At 60.2% G+C, this 15,023-nt stretch carries 19 protein-coding genes and 1 tRNA gene; 13 read left to right on the forward strand and 7 right to left on the reverse strand.

What is annotated here, in order from left to right; genetic code table 11:
* The first annotated feature begins 81 nt into the window (after window positions 1-81).
* Window positions 82-408 (forward strand): hypothetical protein, encoded by a 327-nt coding sequence (locus tag CFR72_RS12290; RefSeq protein ID WP_146220725.1) that lies wholly within the window; start codon window positions 82-84, stop codon window positions 406-408.
* On the opposite strand, the gene ruvX is transcribed toward CFR72_RS12290, so the two are convergent.
* Window positions 372-833 (reverse strand): Holliday junction resolvase RuvX, encoded by a 462-nt coding sequence (ruvX, locus tag CFR72_RS12295; RefSeq protein ID WP_110914224.1) that lies wholly within the window; start codon window positions 831-833, stop codon window positions 372-374. The genes CFR72_RS12290 and ruvX overlap by 37 nt on opposite strands.
* Before the next feature lie 75 nt (window positions 834-908).
* Here ruvX and gatC point away from each other — a divergent pair, with 75 nt between their 5' ends.
* From gatC to CFR72_RS12335, 7 genes are all read left to right on the forward strand, one after another.
* Window positions 909-1,196, forward strand: a complete 288-nt coding sequence (gene gatC / locus CFR72_RS12300; RefSeq protein ID WP_110914238.1) for an Asp-tRNA(Asn)/Glu-tRNA(Gln) amidotransferase subunit GatC — start codon at window positions 909-911, stop codon at window positions 1,194-1,196.
* Window positions 1,196-2,677 carry an Asp-tRNA(Asn)/Glu-tRNA(Gln) amidotransferase subunit GatA gene (gatA, locus tag CFR72_RS12305; RefSeq protein ID WP_110914225.1) on the forward strand — a complete coding sequence of 494 codons (1,482 nt, stop codon included), beginning with the start codon at window positions 1,196-1,198 and terminating at the stop codon, window positions 2,675-2,677. Before gatC ends, gatA begins: the two co-directional genes overlap by 1 nt.
* Window positions 2,677-4,125, forward strand: a complete 1,449-nt coding sequence (gene gatB, locus CFR72_RS12310; protein WP_110914226.1) for an Asp-tRNA(Asn)/Glu-tRNA(Gln) amidotransferase subunit GatB — start codon at window positions 2,677-2,679, stop codon at window positions 4,123-4,125. The genes gatA and gatB overlap by 1 nt, the downstream gene beginning before the upstream one ends.
* A 100-nt stretch (window positions 4,126-4,225) precedes the next feature.
* Window positions 4,226-4,317 (forward strand) — tRNA-Ser (locus CFR72_RS12315).
* Between the two features lie 445 nt (window positions 4,318-4,762).
* Window positions 4,763-4,975 carry a hypothetical protein gene (locus CFR72_RS12320; RefSeq protein ID WP_208630038.1) on the forward strand — a complete coding sequence of 71 codons (213 nt, stop codon included), beginning with the start codon at window positions 4,763-4,765 and terminating at the stop codon, window positions 4,973-4,975.
* A 557-nt stretch (window positions 4,976-5,532) separates the two neighbouring features.
* On the forward strand, window positions 5,533-5,817 hold the full coding sequence (locus CFR72_RS12330) for a hypothetical protein (RefSeq protein ID WP_110914239.1): 285 nt from the start codon (window positions 5,533-5,535) through the stop codon (window positions 5,815-5,817).
* Window positions 5,814-6,722 (forward strand): TIR domain-containing protein, encoded by a 909-nt coding sequence (locus tag CFR72_RS12335; protein WP_110914229.1) that lies wholly within the window; start codon window positions 5,814-5,816, stop codon window positions 6,720-6,722. The genes CFR72_RS12330 and CFR72_RS12335 overlap by 4 nt, the downstream gene beginning before the upstream one ends.
* Window positions 6,723-6,954: 232 nt before the next feature.
* Here CFR72_RS12335 and CFR72_RS17590 read toward each other — a convergent pair whose 3' ends face one another.
* The 3 genes from CFR72_RS17590 to CFR72_RS12345 are packed head-to-tail and all read right to left on the reverse strand — an operon-like array spanning window position 6,955 to window position 7,560.
* Window positions 6,955-7,095, reverse strand: a complete 141-nt coding sequence (locus CFR72_RS17590) for a hypothetical protein (RefSeq protein ID WP_167400380.1) — start codon at window positions 7,093-7,095, stop codon at window positions 6,955-6,957.
* On the reverse strand, window positions 7,092-7,292 hold the full coding sequence (locus CFR72_RS12340) for a hypothetical protein (RefSeq protein WP_110914230.1): 201 nt from the start codon (window positions 7,290-7,292) through the stop codon (window positions 7,092-7,094). Before CFR72_RS12340 ends, CFR72_RS17590 begins: the two co-directional genes overlap by 4 nt.
* A gap of 4 nt (window positions 7,293-7,296) precedes the next feature.
* Window positions 7,297-7,560 (reverse strand): hypothetical protein, encoded by a 264-nt coding sequence (locus CFR72_RS12345; protein WP_233043427.1) that lies wholly within the window; start codon window positions 7,558-7,560, stop codon window positions 7,297-7,299.
* 237 nt (window positions 7,561-7,797) lie between these two features.
* Here CFR72_RS12345 and CFR72_RS12350 point away from each other — a divergent pair, with 237 nt between their 5' ends.
* The 4 genes from CFR72_RS12350 (at window position 7,798) to CFR72_RS12365 (ending at window position 12,125) form a co-directional block, all read left to right on the forward strand.
* On the forward strand, window positions 7,798-8,778 hold the full coding sequence (locus CFR72_RS12350; protein ID WP_167400381.1) for an SDR family oxidoreductase: 981 nt from the start codon (window positions 7,798-7,800) through the stop codon (window positions 8,776-8,778).
* Between the two features lie 110 nt (window positions 8,779-8,888).
* On the forward strand, window positions 8,889-9,089 hold the full coding sequence (locus CFR72_RS12355) for a hypothetical protein (RefSeq protein ID WP_146220726.1): 201 nt from the start codon (window positions 8,889-8,891) through the stop codon (window positions 9,087-9,089).
* A gap of 157 nt (window positions 9,090-9,246) precedes the next feature.
* Entirely contained in the window at window positions 9,247-10,311 is a 1,065-nt protein-coding gene (locus CFR72_RS12360) for a retroviral-like aspartic protease family protein (RefSeq protein ID WP_244182288.1), read from the forward strand.
* 8 nt (window positions 10,312-10,319) lie between these two features.
* Window positions 10,320-12,125 (forward strand): ABC transporter ATP-binding protein, encoded by a 1,806-nt coding sequence (locus CFR72_RS12365; RefSeq protein ID WP_110914234.1) that lies wholly within the window; start codon window positions 10,320-10,322, stop codon window positions 12,123-12,125.
* Window positions 12,126-12,142: 17 nt separating this feature from the next.
* On the opposite strand, the gene CFR72_RS12370 is transcribed toward CFR72_RS12365, so the two are convergent.
* Complete coding sequence (locus CFR72_RS12370; RefSeq protein ID WP_110914235.1) at window positions 12,143-12,577, reverse strand: hypothetical protein; 435 nt, start codon at window positions 12,575-12,577, stop codon at window positions 12,143-12,145.
* A 64-nt stretch (window positions 12,578-12,641) separates the two neighbouring features.
* A complete protein-coding gene (locus tag CFR72_RS12375; protein WP_110914240.1) occupies window positions 12,642-13,157 on the reverse strand; it encodes a hypothetical protein in 516 nt (171 codons plus the stop codon).
* Between the two features lie 240 nt (window positions 13,158-13,397).
* Between CFR72_RS12375 and CFR72_RS12380 the strand changes: the two genes are divergently transcribed.
* Window positions 13,398-14,183: a hydroxyethylthiazole kinase gene (locus CFR72_RS12380; RefSeq protein ID WP_208630039.1), complete on the forward strand. Its 786-nt coding sequence runs from the start codon at window positions 13,398-13,400 to the stop codon at window positions 14,181-14,183.
* 15 nt (window positions 14,184-14,198) lie between these two features.
* Here CFR72_RS12380 and CFR72_RS12385 read toward each other — a convergent pair whose 3' ends face one another.
* Window positions 14,199-14,648: a hypothetical protein gene (locus CFR72_RS12385; RefSeq protein WP_110914236.1), complete on the reverse strand. Its 450-nt coding sequence runs from the start codon at window positions 14,646-14,648 to the stop codon at window positions 14,199-14,201.
* Window positions 14,649-15,023 lie beyond the last annotated feature (375 nt).

Below are 15,023 nucleotides of genomic sequence, written 5' to 3' on the forward strand. Positions count from 1 at the left end.
TCTTCCCGAACGCATGGCCCCCGCCCGCGTTATGTGCCCATGCCGCCTGCCACCGCCATCGCAAGGGAAAGTCGCGCGCCCATGAACCATGCCCTCAACCTGCTGGGCAACATGCTGTTTGGCCTCATTGGCCTCGTCATCGCCGGAATTGTGATGGTCGAGGGGTTCATGGCGGCCATGCTCGATACCATCGGCATCCATGGGCAGGTGCAGCGCGCCGTGCTGACGCTCGTGCTCGTGGCGCTCATCATCGCGGCGTTCCGGGTCTTTGGCCGGGCTTTCGGGCTTCTGGCCGCGGTTTTCCTGACCCTGCTGCTGCTACAGGCGCTGTTTGGCGATCCCGCGGATGGCGACCGGATCCGCGCGCGCCATCACGCCGAAGCGTCGAGTGCGGCCTGGAGGATATAGGCCGCCGCCAGTTTATCGACCACCTGTTCGCGCCGCTGCCGGGTCATGTCCACGTCCTGTATCAGCATGCGGTTCACCGCAGACGACGACAGGCGTTCGTCCCACATCGCTGCGGGCAGGCCCACCTGCTGCGACAGGTTCATCATCCAGTCGCGCGCGGCCTGCGCCGCAGGGCCGAAGCTGCCATCGAGCGAAAGCGGCAGCCCACCCACCAGTCCGCCGACATCGTGTTTTCGTGCCAGTTCCGCGATCTCCGCCGCGACAAGCGACAGCTTGCGCCGCCGCACGGTGGTGCAGGGTGAGGCCAGCATGAGCGAGACATCCGACAGCGCGATCCCGATCGTCTTCTGCCCGGGATCGATTCCCATCAGGCGTTGTCCGGGCCGCAGGGCGGATCGCAGTTCGGGTATGTTGAACAGGGGCATGGTCTGGGGCTATTGTCCTTCGCGTTCCTGCTTGCAGGGTATTCTTGTCCCGTCACGATGGAAAGTTATTGCTTCATGTCGCTTGATCCCGCGACCGTCCGCCGAATTGCCCGGCTGGCACGGATTGGTATTGACGAATCCGACCTGCAGTCCCTGCAAGGGGACCTGAACGGCATCCTCGGCTGGATCGAACAGCTCAACGAGGTCAATGTCGATGGCGTCGCCCCCATGGTGGGGACCGAAACAGCGGTCCTGCGCATGCGTGAGGACATCGTGACGGATGGAAACATGCGTGACGCCGTCCTGTCCAACGCCACCGATACGGCTGGCCCCTATTATACTGTGCCGAAGGTGGTTGAATAATGCTGACCGAACTGACAATCGCCGCGGCGCACGATGGGTTGCGACGGCGCGAATTCTCCGCCGCTGAACTGGTGGGCGCGCATGTTGATGCGATCGGGCGGCTGAACGGACGGCTCAACGCCTTCATTACCGTGACCTCCGAACAGGCGCTGGCGGCTGCAAAGCGCGCCGATGACCTGCTGGCAGGGAATGAGGCCCCGGTCCTGACGGGTATCCCGCTGGGGATCAAGGACCTGTTCTGCACCAATGGCGTGCGCACCACCGCCGCCAGCCGGATGCTGGAAAATTTTGTGCCCCCGTATGAAAGCACGGTGACGGCGAACCTGCTGCGCGATGGCGCGGTGTTCGTGGGCAAGACGAACCTCGACGAATTCGCCATGGGGTCGGCCAACATCACGTCGGCCTTCGGCAAGGTAGAAAACCCGTGGAAGCGTGAAGGCGATCCGCAGGCCGCCCTTGTTCCCGGTGGCTCCTCGGGCGGGTCGGCCGCAGCCGTTGCGGCGGGGCTTGCCATGGGGGCGACCGGCACCGATACGGGGGGCTCCATCCGCCAGCCCGCCGCCTATTGCGGGATCGTCGGGCTGAAGCCGACCTATGGCCGGTGCAGCCGCTGGGGCACCATTGCGTTCGCCAGTTCGCTCGACCAGGCGGGGCCGATGGCCCGCACGGTGGAGGATTGCGCCATCATGCTGCAGTCCATGGCGGGGTTTGATCCCAAGGACAGCACCAGCGTCGATCATCCGCTTGATGACTATCGCGCTGCCTGTTCCTCCAGCCTCAAGGGCATGCGCGTCGGTATCCCGCGTGAATACCGCGTGGAGGGCATGCCCGCCGAAATCGAGGCCTCGTGGCAGAAAGGGATCGAATGGCTGCGCGATGCGGGGTGCGAGATCGTCGATGTTTCGCTGCCGCATACGAAATACGGGCTTGCGACCTACTACATCGTCGCCCCGGCGGAATGTTCGTCCAACCTCGCCCGGTATGACGGCGTGCGTTTCGGACGCCGGGTGGAGGCGCCGACGCTCGATGAAATGTATGAAAAGACCCGGCGGGAAGGGTTTGGCACCGAAGTGCGCCGCCGCATCATGATCGGGACCTACGTCCTGTCCGCGGGCTATTACGATGCCTATTACCTCAAGGCGCAGAAAGTGCGTTCCCTGATCCGTCGTGATTTCACAGAAGCCTTTGAGAAGGTTGACGTATTGTTGACACCGACTGCGCCTTCCCCGGCCTTTGCACAGGGTGAGACGACGGACGATCCGGTCCAGATGTACCTCAATGACGTGTTCACCGTTCCCGCCAGCATGGCCGGCATGCCCGCCATGTCGCTGCCGGTGGGCCTGAGCGAGCGCAGGCTGCCGCTGGGGCTGCAACTGATCGGGCGTCCCTTTGATGAAAAAAGCGTGCTGGCGGCGGGCCATGCGCTTGAACGGGCGGCGGGCTTCACGCACCGTCCCTCCATCCGTGCGGAGGGTGTGTGATGTCCTACCTGATCGAAGGCAAGACCGGAACGTGGGAAATTGTCGTAGGCCTTGAGGTCCACGCGCAGGTCATCAGCAAGTCGAAGCTGTTTTCCGGGGCCTCGGCCACCTATGGCGGGGAGGCGAACACGCATGTCAGCCTGGTGGATGCGGGTTTCCCCGGCATGCTGCCCGTCATCAACCGTGAATGCGTGGCGCAGGCCGTGCGCACGGGACTGGGCCTGAAGGCGCGCATCAACCTGCAGAGCCGTTTTGACCGGAAGAACTACTTCTACGCCGACCTGCCCACCGGATACCAGATCAGCCAGTTCACCCATCCCATCGTGGGGGAGGGGACGGTCGAGATCGAACTGTCCGATGGAACATTACGCCATATCGGGATCACGCGCCTGCATCTGGAGCAGGATGCAGGCAAGTCGATGCATGACCAGGATCCGACCCGTTCCTTCATCGACCTGAACCGCGCGGGTGTGGCGCTGATGGAAATCGTCAGCGAACCGGACATCCGCTCGCCCGAGGAAGCAGGTGCCTACCTGCGCAAGCTGCGCATGATCCTGCGTTACCTCGGCACCTGCGATGGCAATATGGAGGAAGGCTCCATGCGTGCGGACGTGAACGTGTCCGTGCGCAAGAAGGACGAACCCTTCCGCACGCGCTGCGAGATCAAGAACGTCAATTCGATCCGCTATGTCATGCATGCGATCGAGGTCGAGGCCACGCGGCAGGTGGAAATCTGGGAATCGGGCGGCACGGTTGATCAGGAAACGCGCCTGTTCGATCCGTCGCGTAACGAGACCCGGTCCCTGCGCAGCAAGGAAGACGCCCACGATTACCGTTATTTCCCCGATCCTGACCTGCTTCCGCTGGTGATCGAGGAAGAGTGGGTGCGCGATCTGGAAAAGGGGCTGCCGGAACTGCCGGATGACAAGCGCGATCGCTTTGAAAAGGAATACAAGATCCCGCATTACGACGCCAGCGTGCTGGTGGCGGAGCAGGCGATCGCGGATTATTACGAAACTGTGGCCCGTGGACGTGACGGGCGACTGGCGGCCAACTTGGTCACGGGCGACCTGTTCGCGGCGCTGAACAAGACGGGGCGCAATATCGGCGACAGCCCGATTTCGGCGGCGGCCCTTGGCGGGATGCTGGACCTCGTTGCAGACGGGACGATCAACGGCAAGATCGCCAAGGAAGTGTTCGAGGACATGCTGGAGACGGGCGACAGCGCCGCCGACATTGTCGAGCGCAAGGGCCTGAAGCAGGTGACGGACACGGGGGCCATCGACAGGGTCGTGGCCGACATCATGGCCAAACATGCCGACAAGGTTGAGGAATATCGCGGTGGCAAGGACCGTCTGTTCGGGTTTTTCGTCGGTCAGGTCATGAAAGCGATGGCCGGAAAGGCCAATCCGGCCCTCGTGAACGAGGCGCTGAAAAAGGTTTTGTAAAAACTGGATATTTTTTTCGTATGAACGTTTGACGGCGCTGCTGGAACACGCTACAAGCAGCGCTGCAAACGCCGTGTAGAAATATACGCTTTTCCCCGGCGGAGGGGTGGCCGAGAGGCTGAAGGCGGCGGTTTGCTAAATCGCTGAACGGGGTAACTCGTTCCGTGGGTTCGAATCCCATCCCCTCCGCCAACTAACTTCAACAAGTAACTGATTTTACGAATACTTTTGAAGTTTGGCCATAATTGGCCCCAAACCTATCCCCTAATAAGTTTTTATATACGTCTGCGTTCATTGACGTTCATTTTTTGTGAATGGGTGGACTTGCGTAATCGCCGTGCACCAACAAATGATGCCTGCGTTGCAGAATAAAGTCTGCATACAGACCGCGATCCTTCTCTTGGTCAAAACTGCAGCAGACTAGATCAGATCGACATTCAGATCATCCAGATCATGGCAGAGGCGATGGGGATTGTCTTCGGTATCACTACGAACAGAGTCTTCATAGGAGCCTGCTGTTTTGCGTTCTCCTATTGATTTCCATTTCGGTTTGTTCGCAAATTGCGGACATGGCAAGGGAATTGACCCAGCCCGATTTTGAGGGGACACCCCAATAAGCGAAACGGTAGCAATCGAAATGGGTTTTCAGAAACAGCAGGAACAGGTCGCCCGCATCGAAATGATGCAGGAAAAGACGCGCAAGTATGTGGCCGAACAGCACAAGCTGATGACTGCAACTGCCAAGCTGAACCGGGATCGCTGGCTTGGGCCTCTGGTGGTTGTCAGTAGCCTTGGGGGCGGCGTTCTCGCGGCAGTTGCCAGCCACATGATAAAGGGAATGGAGGGATGACCCCCACCCGCTTCCGGGAATGCCTTGCTGCGATTGGATGGTCGCAGCGAGGTTTTGCTACCAAAATTGGTGCGGACGAACGCCTTGCACGTCGATGGGCGGCAGGGCGGGCTGATATCCCGCCATCCATTGCAGCGTGGCTGGAGGTTCTGGCCCGGATACATGAGGAATTCCCGTCACCCAAGGAGTGGAGACGCAAAGAAGTTTAACGACGCTCGCCCACAAATGGTGCGACCGACGCGCGCGGCACTGTCCTTCACACTGTCGCCCGGACAGGCACATGAACTGCCATGCGCCCATACCCTGCTTGACGACCTGGCGCACCCATCGACCTAACTGTCTAAAAGGGAGATTTTTGTTGCTGCCTCGCCGATCGGAAGCAGCCATATCTCTCGGCCGATCAGTAGCATGTAATGATGGGTTAATGACAACACACGGATATCGTGGAATATTACTGAATACCCTGTCGTAGGCTGGTGGGCGATTTGGGATAGCTACGGGCACGACATCTACTCCATGCTCATCGCTGGGGTACGACGCCTTTGGGAGGGGAACACATGTTCAAGATCACGGGTCTCGACAAGCTCACTAGGGAAATGGACCAACTAGCCAAGTTCGCCAAGGAGGTGGACGGAGAATTGACGAGCGTATCCTTTGATCCCACCGACCCAAGCAGCATCGAGACGGCCATCAGCGAGATGGAAGCCGCCATCCATCAGAAGGCCGTTTCCTACGAGGGCAACGACATGGTGGCCAACTTGGTGGAGCAGATGAAGGCGAATCTGCGTGAGCAGATACTTGAGAAGGCCGCAGCTGCTCGTCTGGAGGAAGACACCAAGTGACTCTGAAATCTGCTTTCGCCGAACTGAACAACGCCATACTCGACCTGCAGCAGGCCGACTACAACACTTATGAACGACCTTTGAAGAAGCTGGCTGGGGCTCTGAAAGCGGAGGAACTGCGCGCCACCAGCGAGGCATTGAGCAGCAAGGTCGACTTCGACCGGTTCCTCGCGGAGAGCGATCAGGGAGGCAGCATGGTGGGCAGCGCAAGCCTTAAGTGGCCCGACGACAAGGAGCAGGAGCTCGGCCTCACCATCATCATCATAGAGCGCGGCGCCGCTGATCCGAATTGGTTCAGGGACTTCGGATTCCATTGGTTCTACAACGGCACCAAGCTTATCTCCGGCATTCATAAGATGACGAAGTCGGTCATCGTGCCGTTCGGTCGCGACTTCAAGGCGTTCGTCGAGCAATCGGTGCCAGCCCTGCAGGATGCTCCATCGACTTCCATCGACCTAAACAAGATATTCGTGGTCCATGGCCGCGACAATGGCACCAAGGAAACCGCAGCCCGCTTCCTTGAGCAGCAGGGGTTGCAGCCGGTCATTCTGCACGAGCAGCCCAGCAGGGGGATGACCATCCCGGAGAAACTCATCGCCAACAGCGACGTCGGTTTCGCAGTGGTCCTCCTGACCCCGGACGATGTCGGTAAGGCAAAGACTGACACTGAGGAGATGCCGCGCGCCCGACAGAACGTGATACTGGAGTTGGGGTACTTCGTCGGCCGCCTCGGGCGGGACAAGGTCTGCGCGCTGTGCAAGGATACGATCGAACTGCCATCGGACTACGTCGGCGTCGCCTACATCGAATGGGACGATGCCGGCGCTTGGAAGATCGCTCTTGCCAGAGAAATGCATGCCGCCGGCTACGACATCGACTTTAACAAGATCATCAAGGGCCGCTGACTTCGCTGGTCTGCCTGTCGGCATCGAAAATTGAGCAGACGGGCGGCATTTGCCTTATCTCAGCCGTTTAAAGTGTATCGCGATATTTCCAAAGTAGACACGTGTCCTTCTTTTCAAGGAAATTATATAAAACTATAATTAGTAAATATTATTACTATTTATTATTAATATTATTATGGACGGAACTCAGACGGCCTTTCCAATAGAGTTGATTTGCGGTACTACCTTTTGCTTAATCGTCTAGATTGCCCAACGTCATCCGTACCGCCAACGCCCGCCTCTGCCTGCGCCACAGGAACAGTTCCATTCCGGCACCAGCCGAGATGAAGCCGCCCGCGAACCCGGCCAGCAGGCCCGCGACGAAGATGCTCATGACGCCTGAATCGCCGAGTTGTCAGCCTTGCACTTGGCATAGATCGCCTTGATCTCCGTCAGGGCGGGTCCGGTCGTGCTTTTGGTGTTTTCGACCGCTTTCTTGATCGTAGCCCATGCTTCGGGGCCGTATTTCTCGATCAGGGCGAGGACCGCGCTGGCTGCGCTGGCGATCGCGCCGATTTCTGCTGCGTCCATGATGTCAGTTTCCCGTGGTGGTGGTTGCGATGTCGGCGCAGGCCGAGGGCTGCTGCCCGGCCTTCACGCCGGTCCAGCAGGTTTCGAACGAGCCGAAGTCGGTCTCCAGCGCCGACACGACGGTGGAGGTGATGGACTTCCCACCCTCGATTGAGGTTTCGAGCGATGTGATCTCGTTGAATACGGTCTGGCTGGCGGACTTCACCAGCGTCTTTTCAGCGTCCGTCAGGGTGACGCCCGGCAGTTTTCCCGCCATTACGTCGGGCATGGGGGCAGCATGTCCATGCGTTTTTCGTGTGGCTCATGATGTTCCGGGGCGGCAAGGCAATCGCATGAGACGGCCCGGCAGGAAGTGAAGGGGCCATATTTTCACTTTATTTTTCTGTGAATGATGACATGTGGATGCCGGGACAGGGACATGTTGTGCATGTCCCGCAGGTATGACTATGTCCGGTGGGACAATTTTTTTGGTGTCCCGTCTGTAAAACGCGTCAAGGTTGGTAAATTGCACGATTCTAGAGAAAAAGTTGTCATCATTACCGGCGGTTCATCAGGAATCGGCCGATGCACGGCCCGGCTTTTTGCCTCCCATGGCTGGAAAGTCGGCATCATTGCCCGTGGTCTTCCCGCGATGCAGGCAACGGCGCAGGACGTGCGTGACCAGGGCGGGTGCGCTGCGATCGTGGAAGCGGACGTGACGGATACCGCCGCGCTGGAGGCGGCGGCAGACAGCATCATTTCGCAACTGGGGCCGGTTGATGTCTGGATCAACTGTGCGGGCACCGGCATTTACGGACGTTTTGACGATGTGCGTGAAAATGAGTTCCAGCGCGTGACCGATGTCACCTACCACGGCACGGTCAATGGAACGCGCATTGCCCTGCGGCATATGCGCCCGCGCGGGCAGGGATGTATCGTCAATGTCTGCTCCGCCATTGCATTTCACGGTGTGCCGCTGCTGTCGTCCTATGCCGGGGCGAAGGGGGCCGTGCGTTCATTTACGCAGGCGATCCGCGGGGAACTGCGCCTTGAAAAAAGTCATGTGCGCATATGCTCGGTTTTCCCTGCGGCGATGAACACGCCCTTTTTCAGTCATGCGCTGAGCCACATGGGATGGCCCGCCCGCCCGGCCAAGCCGATCTACAAGCCTGAGGTCGCAGCCGAAGGGATCTGGCTTGCCGCGCGCAGCAATCATTCCGAACTGTTCATTACCGGCACGACCGAACTTTTTTCCCTTGCCACGCGCTTTATGCCCGGGGTCATCGGATGGTGCGTCAGCCAGTTGGGCATGGAGCGGCAGTTGACGCGCGACCATCGTGCCATCGAACTGTGCGAACCGACCCTGTTCCATCCTTCCGACCGGGTGCGGGGGGGCAGGTGGCCGTTCAACCATCAGGCACGGGGATGGAGCATACAGGTCTGGCTGCTGGGGCTGCGCCAGGCAATCTGCATGCGGATAAGGAAGATGTTGCGCATGACGCATTGATCCCCATTCCGGCGCGCAGCATAGGTTCGTATTTTTACAGTCGGGTGTGAACGATTCCAAAAATTGGGCGTTGGAGGGATATACCGTTCTTTCAGGCAGGGAGGCACGAGATGAGATGCATGGCACTCAGCGCGCTGGGGTTCTTTTTCGCCTGGGGCATCAACAATGCCTACGCCCTGTCCGTGTCGCCCGTCCCGGCCGTAATGGCTGCGCCTGAATGTGGGACGCGGTGGCATGTGTCACCGCCCTGCGCGCAGGGACGCGATGGGGATGGGCGCTTCCTTTCCGCCCCTGTGCCCGACCGCGCCTGATAAGGACCCCGATGGCGCAGGGCAGGCGGTACGGGGGATTTCATGGCCTGCCACTGCATGCATTTCGTGCTAGGCTGCGGCGGTTTCAAAACGCAGCAAAGTCCCGTCGTGCAGCATGCTCCCCAGCCATATTACCCGTTCGGGCCGCGATTCCCGCTTGTCGCATCCTTCCGCCTCCTGGCCTCCTGCTGCTGAACATGATCGGCGGTACGCATGGTGGCGCGGGGCGGGGTGGCTGCTTGTTGCATGCTCTGTGCTGGTGGCGGGCCATGTGCCTGCCCGTGCCGAAGACATGATCGACAATGTGCTGCCCGCGCATTGCGTGGCCCATGTCATGGACGTGCCGCTGATGTCCCACAGCGGCAGTCCAGTCATTCCCGTGGAAATCAACGGAAAGTCCGGCCTGGCCTATGTCAGCTTCACGCAGGAAGATATCGGGGTATTTGCCGATCCTGTCATGAATTACCCCGTTGGCAGGACGTTCCAGCTTCAGACCATCGCCGGGCAGAGCTATTCCTTCGCAACGACGATCAAGTCCCTGCATATTGCACAGGGTGAGGCCGGCAATGTGCCTGCCATCGTGGTCGGGGACAGGCTGGAGACCATAAATGACCAGCCGGTGCTGGGCATTATCGGCTACAGCGTGCTGAGCAATTATGACGTGCTGCTTGATTTCGTGGCAAAGCGGATGATCCTCTTTCGCCTGTCCGATGCGCCGGGATGCACCGCCATGGCGCAATGGCTGGGCGCGGGGGTGACGCCGGTCACGCTGATTCCCAACGCCAGGGGCGTGCTGACGGGGGTGGAACTGAAGGTCGGGGACATTCCCCTGCGGCTGGAGGTGGAGCCGGGATCCAATGCATCGGTCGTCCGGCAGAAGGATGCGCGCACGGTGGGCCTGACCCATGCCACGCTGCACGATGACCCGCATGTGCGGACCGTGGTGGGACGCATCCTGGTCGGGCACCGGCACCATTTTGACAATGTGACGATCGGGGAGTGGAAGGACCGCGCCCTCGACGTGAATGTGGAAAAGGCGAAATACAACCTTCTGGGCATGGATTTCCTGCGCAACAGGAGGGTCCTCATGGCGTTCCCGCAGGGTGTGCTGTACCTGACGCCGCCCATTCTCAGCAAGGACAGGGATCCGCGTATTCCAAGCGCGCTTGCGACGCATCTGGCGACGGCCACCGTCCATGAAACCAATGGCTCGACCCAGTAGGGACATATATGGACAAGAGACAACCTTCCGACGTGACCATCCCCGATGGGGTGATGGCCGGCCTGCGCCATCATCCGGCCCGGTTCATGGGGTGGTATGTCCGCCGTCACTGGTGGGCGCACCTGCTGGTCATGGCGATGGTGACGCTTGCGATGGCATGCGGGGTCAGCACATCCTACATCATCCGCCATCTGGTCAATGCGATGGCCGCATCCCCCCGGCCGGACATGGCGGTGGTCTGGTCCATGGTCGGGGTGTTCTGCGGGGTCATTTTCCTTGATGGCTGTGCATGGCGCGTGGCGGGATGGATGGCGTCCGGCCTGTTCGTACAGGTCGGGGGCGATATCCGCCGCGACCTGTTCCGCTACCTGACCGGGCATTCCGTCGCCTATTTCTCCGAACGCATGTCCGGCGCCATGTCCGCGCGTATTTCCACGGCGGCGAATGCGGTCTTCAGCCTTGAAAACCAGATGGCCTGGACGCTGCTTCCCTCCACGCTGAACATCTTCATGTCCATTTGGATGCTGGTGACCGTCAGTCCGTGGATGGCGCTGTCGATCGTGGGCATGACGGTGGGCGCGGGCCTGGTCATCTTCCTGCTTGGCACCAGGGGACGCCGCCTGCATCGTGATTATGCGACGCAGGCGGCGGAAAACGATGGGGAGATGCTGGACATCGTCAACAACATGCCGCTGGTGCTGGCATATGGCATGACCGCGCGTGAATGCCTGCGCATGGGCCAGCGTATCCGCAACGAGACCGGACTGCATCGCCGCTCCCTGCGCTACCTTGAAAAACTCCGGATGTTCCATGCCGGCCTGACGATGCTCATGACCGGTGGACTGCTGTTCTGGGTCGTGATGCTGTGGCATCTGCACCGCGCGACGATTGGCGACGTGGTCATGGTGACGACGCTGGGGTTTGTCATCCTCAACTGCACCCGTGATCTTGCCTTCGCGCTGGTGGAGGCGGTGCAGCATGTCTCGCGCCTGTCGGAAACGCTGGAAAAACTCCTGCTGCCGCATGAAACCGCCAGCCATCCTCTGCCCTCGCGCAGCCTGCCGGAACGCGCGCGTGGCCATGTCAGCATACGCGATGCGTGTTTTTCCTATCCCGGGGGGAAGCCGGTCCTGTCGCACTTCAACCTTGAAATCCGCGCCGCCACGCGCGTCGGGCTTGTGGGGCAGTCGGGGTCGGGAAAAAGCACGCTGCTGGCCCTGCTGCAGCGGCAGCGTTTCCTGCAGGAGGGGCAGATCCTGATTGACGGGATCGACATCCTTGACCTTGACGAAGACAGCATGCGTGGCTGCATGGCCGTTGTCGCGCAGGAGGTGGCGTTACTGCGTCGTTCCGTGCGCGACAATATCCGTTACGGGTGCGATACGGCAAGCGACGCGCAGGTGATTGCCGCGGCCTCTGCGGCAGGGTGCCTCGATTTCATCATGGCGATGCCGCAGCAGTTCGATACCATCGTGGGGGAGCGCGGCGTCATGCTGTCCGGGGGGCAGCGTCAACGGATTGCCATTGCGCGCGCCTTTTTGCGCAACGCCCCGATCCTGATCCTTGACGAAGCGACCAGCGCACTGGACAGCCAGAGCGAAAAGCACGTGCAGGACGCGCTTGATCGCCTGCAGGCGGGGCGGACCGTCATCGCCGTGGCCCACCGCCTGTCCACCCTGCAGGGTTTCGACAGGATTGTGGTGATGGAGCACGGGCATATCGTGCAGGATGGCAGTATTTCCGAACTGGAAAACACGCCGGGTCTGTATCGGGATGTCCTGATGCACCAGGACACCACGATGCCGGCCGCATGACGCGCGGGCCGGGACGTTCAGTGCGTGGAGGAGGAGATCTGCGCCTGAACCCGGAGCATCTGTCCCAGCGTTTCGTAAATGCCCTGCGGCGCGGGGGCGGGCAGGTGGAAGGTCAGCCTGCCACCCGGCGGCAGGTTCAGGGACAGGAACACCTCCTGTCGCGACCTGTCGGTGCCAAGTTCCCATTGCGTGACGTCATAGACCGGGTTGGGCTTCCCCCCGCCAACGGCCTGACAGTCCGAAGCCAGCTTGGCAAACAGGGGCAGGCAGTTGACAAGCTGCGCCGGCGGCACGGACAGATGCAGTTTCGCGCCATCCCCATCTTCGACTTCCAGGACAACCTTGCTGCCATCAGGGGAGGGGCGGCCTCCCAGTATCTTGCTGATGTTCAGGTGGCGTGGGGTATCGCTCATGGAGATGACCTGCTTCTGCTGGGATGAAAGCCAGAGCATATCCCATCCCCGTCCCTCGATACAGGGGCGGGGCCATTGTGGCATGCGGCAGGCAGGGCAGGGCCTAGTGAAGGTGATACTGCGCCAGCGCCATCTTGCAGGATTTTCCCTCTCCACTCACATCGTCGCCCAGACTTGGGTCCACCTTGAGGGTAAGGCGCATGACTGCCGCCGAAAGATGGGCGCCACTGGTATGGGCGGACACCTTTATGTTGATGTTGTTGTTGTTTTCCATCACCGCCCAGTGGCCGCCGCGCGCCATGGTCGCTTCGGCCTTCACCGCCCAGTAGGTTCCGTTCAGGTCCGGCAGGCGCGTCAGGTTATAGACGGAACCATCGCCACGGATGTGGGAATACCCGATTCCCACTGCACCGCCGCCACGGATCCGGACGGGATAGGAATGCGTTCCATAGAACAGACGTCCCTTGCCCCAGCTATAGCCCCCCGCGACGGCAACGGACTTCAGCGAAAAGCACAGCCTGGCCATGGGTTGTCCCAGTGCGTCAGCAGCCCGGGCGGTCTGTGTTGTAACAAGGCCAGCCAGCAGGAGGGCTGGAATGCAGAAGAAGACTGGACGCACAATATGTTCCTGAAAAAAACGGCGGCAGGTCGGCATGGCGCGGGACAGGTGCGATACCCTCTCACGGCCTCGAATACCGGGGAGTATCCTATTTGTCGTGCCATCGTCGTCAAAAGGCAAGTGCCGATCTGTCCTTCCGGCTGGCAATAAACGATATATGACAATGAATTCATGAAGTTTTTGGCCCGACAGTCCGCAGGGCCCCATGTCGGGCAACACTGATGCGCAGGGAGTGCCGCAATGTCGATGATCACAGTGTCATGGGAGGACCCGGTGGTGCGTGGCAGGCTCGCCGGGATACGCCAGCGCGCACCGTTCATATATGGCGTGACGAATTATGTGGCCGCAACGTTGAGCGCCAATGTGCTGCTTGCCGTCGGGGCGGCGCCAGCCATAGGAACCGCGCCTGGCTGGCCTGAGGCATTTGGTGGTTCTGCGGCGGCGGTGTGGATCAATACCGCCGCACTGATGTCCTCATCCCCGCAGGATGTCCGGCGTGTGGCGGCCTGTTCGCATGACGCAGGCATCCCGTGGGTGATTGATCCCGTGGCCTTTGGGGCGGGCAGTGCGGAATATGACCGGATCGTCCTGGGGCTGCTGGATTTTAGCCCGGCGGTGATCCGGGGAAACGCCAGCGAACTGATGGCCCTTGCCGGGGCGGATGCCGGGGGCAGGGGGGTTGAAACCGCGCACGGATCCCATGACGCCCTGCGGCATATACAGACCCTCTCCAGCCAGAGCGGGGCAGTGGTGGCCGTCAGCGGAGCCACGGATTACATCGCATCGGGCGCCACAATTTTTGCGGTAAAAGGCGGGGATGTCCGCCTGACGCGGGTTACGGGCGCAGGCTGCGCCCTTGGTGCCCTGATTGCCGCGTTCCTGCCCGTCAGCGATACGGCGGTGGAAGCGGCCTGCGCCGCGCATGCAACCTATGCTGTCGCGGCGGAGCGCGTGCAGGCGGTTGGTACAGGCTCGTTTGGTGTGGGGCTGCTTGATGAACTCTCCGTACTGGCCGGATTGCAATAGAGCCCGGGGCCTGTCCTATTTGGAATGATCGTCCTTCGAAGATGCGGCCTCTGCCTCACCAAGGTTGATGATGGCCTCATTGGCAAAGGACACCATTTCCGAGGAAGGATGTTTTGCGGCTTCGTCCGTTTTCTGCGCAATGCCAGACGTCATGGTTTTCAGCGCCGCGACTTCGGCCCGGACATCATTGAGGATTTCGACCAGCGCCTGATGATCCTCTGCCGCGCGCTGGTCGGAGGCGCGGCTAAGGACTGCATTCCCCACCATAAGCGCCGGAAGCGCCACAAGCTGGATGCAGTTGCTGATATAAAGGAGGGTATTCTGCCATCCCGGTGCGGCAAGCGGGATCAGGGAGAAGACAAGGAAGGCGTAAACGCACCAGATGCTTCCAAAGATGAAGGTCATCTTGACGGCGATCTGTTCATTGAGCCGCGTGAGAAGTGTTGCCTTGGGAGCAGGTTGCATCGGTTTGTGCGTCTCTTGCCTTGAATGGAACATGGATTGGGGCAGTACGGCGTAACAGCTACGGCGGCCGCTCCCCGATGGCCGCATATTACGGGCCGTCTTTGGCAGGGTCTGCGCTGATTTTGATAATAGCAGTTATCCTGCCCAACGGATTATTGTTATATTATACCACTTCGTCTGGTGCTGCTGGTAAGGGGACGATAAAAAGATGCCCGTCGAAATCGGCGGTTAACCGCGATCCACATTTAGGCGGGGATTGTTTTTTCAAAAAAAGTGCATTTTTGGATTGACGGTTTTTGGTGAGGGGCCTATATCCCCGTTCACCGCTTCGGGGGCAGAAAGTTCTTGAGTTTAGCGGGCTGGTTTTCTAGAGTG

The organism is Gluconacetobacter entanii (assembly GCF_003206495.1).
GTDB classification, from domain to species: domain Bacteria; phylum Pseudomonadota; class Alphaproteobacteria; order Acetobacterales; family Acetobacteraceae; genus Novacetimonas; species Novacetimonas entanii.

Bases quoted from the DNA above. Each gene is read 5' to 3' on its own strand.
- CFR72_RS17590 (WP_167400380.1), bottom strand. From the start codon at position 7,095: ATGAGCATCTTCGTCGCGGGCCTGCTGGCCGGGTTCGCGGGCGGCTTC.
- CFR72_RS12320 (WP_208630038.1), top strand. From the start codon at position 4,763: ATGGGTTTTCAGAAACAGCAGGAACAGGTCGCCCGCATCGAAATGATG.
- CFR72_RS12370 (WP_110914235.1), bottom strand. From the start codon at position 12,577: ATGCTCTGGCTTTCATCCCAGCAGAAGCAGGTCATCTCCATGAGCGAT.
- CFR72_RS12340 (WP_110914230.1), bottom strand. From the start codon at position 7,292: ATGGACGCAGCAGAAATCGGCGCGATCGCCAGCGCAGCCAGCGCGGTC.
- CFR72_RS12380 (WP_208630039.1), top strand. From the start codon at position 13,398: ATGTCGATGATCACAGTGTCATGGGAGGACCCGGTGGTGCGTGGCAGG.
- gatC (WP_110914238.1), top strand. From the start codon at position 909: ATGTCGCTTGATCCCGCGACCGTCCGCCGAATTGCCCGGCTGGCACGG.
- gatB (WP_110914226.1), top strand. From the start codon at position 2,677: ATGTCCTACCTGATCGAAGGCAAGACCGGAACGTGGGAAATTGTCGTA.
- CFR72_RS12355 (WP_146220726.1), top strand. From the start codon at position 8,889: ATGAGATGCATGGCACTCAGCGCGCTGGGGTTCTTTTTCGCCTGGGGC.
- gatA (WP_110914225.1), top strand. From the start codon at position 1,196: ATGCTGACCGAACTGACAATCGCCGCGGCGCACGATGGGTTGCGACGG.
- CFR72_RS12345 (WP_233043427.1), bottom strand. From the start codon at position 7,560: ATGCCCGACGTAATGGCGGGAAAACTGCCGGGCGTCACCCTGACGGAC.
- CFR72_RS12365 (WP_110914234.1), top strand. From the start codon at position 10,320: ATGGACAAGAGACAACCTTCCGACGTGACCATCCCCGATGGGGTGATG.
- CFR72_RS12290 (WP_146220725.1), top strand. From the start codon at position 82: ATGAACCATGCCCTCAACCTGCTGGGCAACATGCTGTTTGGCCTCATT.
- CFR72_RS12385 (WP_110914236.1), bottom strand. From the start codon at position 14,648: ATGCAACCTGCTCCCAAGGCAACACTTCTCACGCGGCTCAATGAACAG.
- CFR72_RS12330 (WP_110914239.1), top strand. From the start codon at position 5,533: ATGTTCAAGATCACGGGTCTCGACAAGCTCACTAGGGAAATGGACCAA.
- ruvX (WP_110914224.1), bottom strand. From the start codon at position 833: ATGCCCCTGTTCAACATACCCGAACTGCGATCCGCCCTGCGGCCCGGA.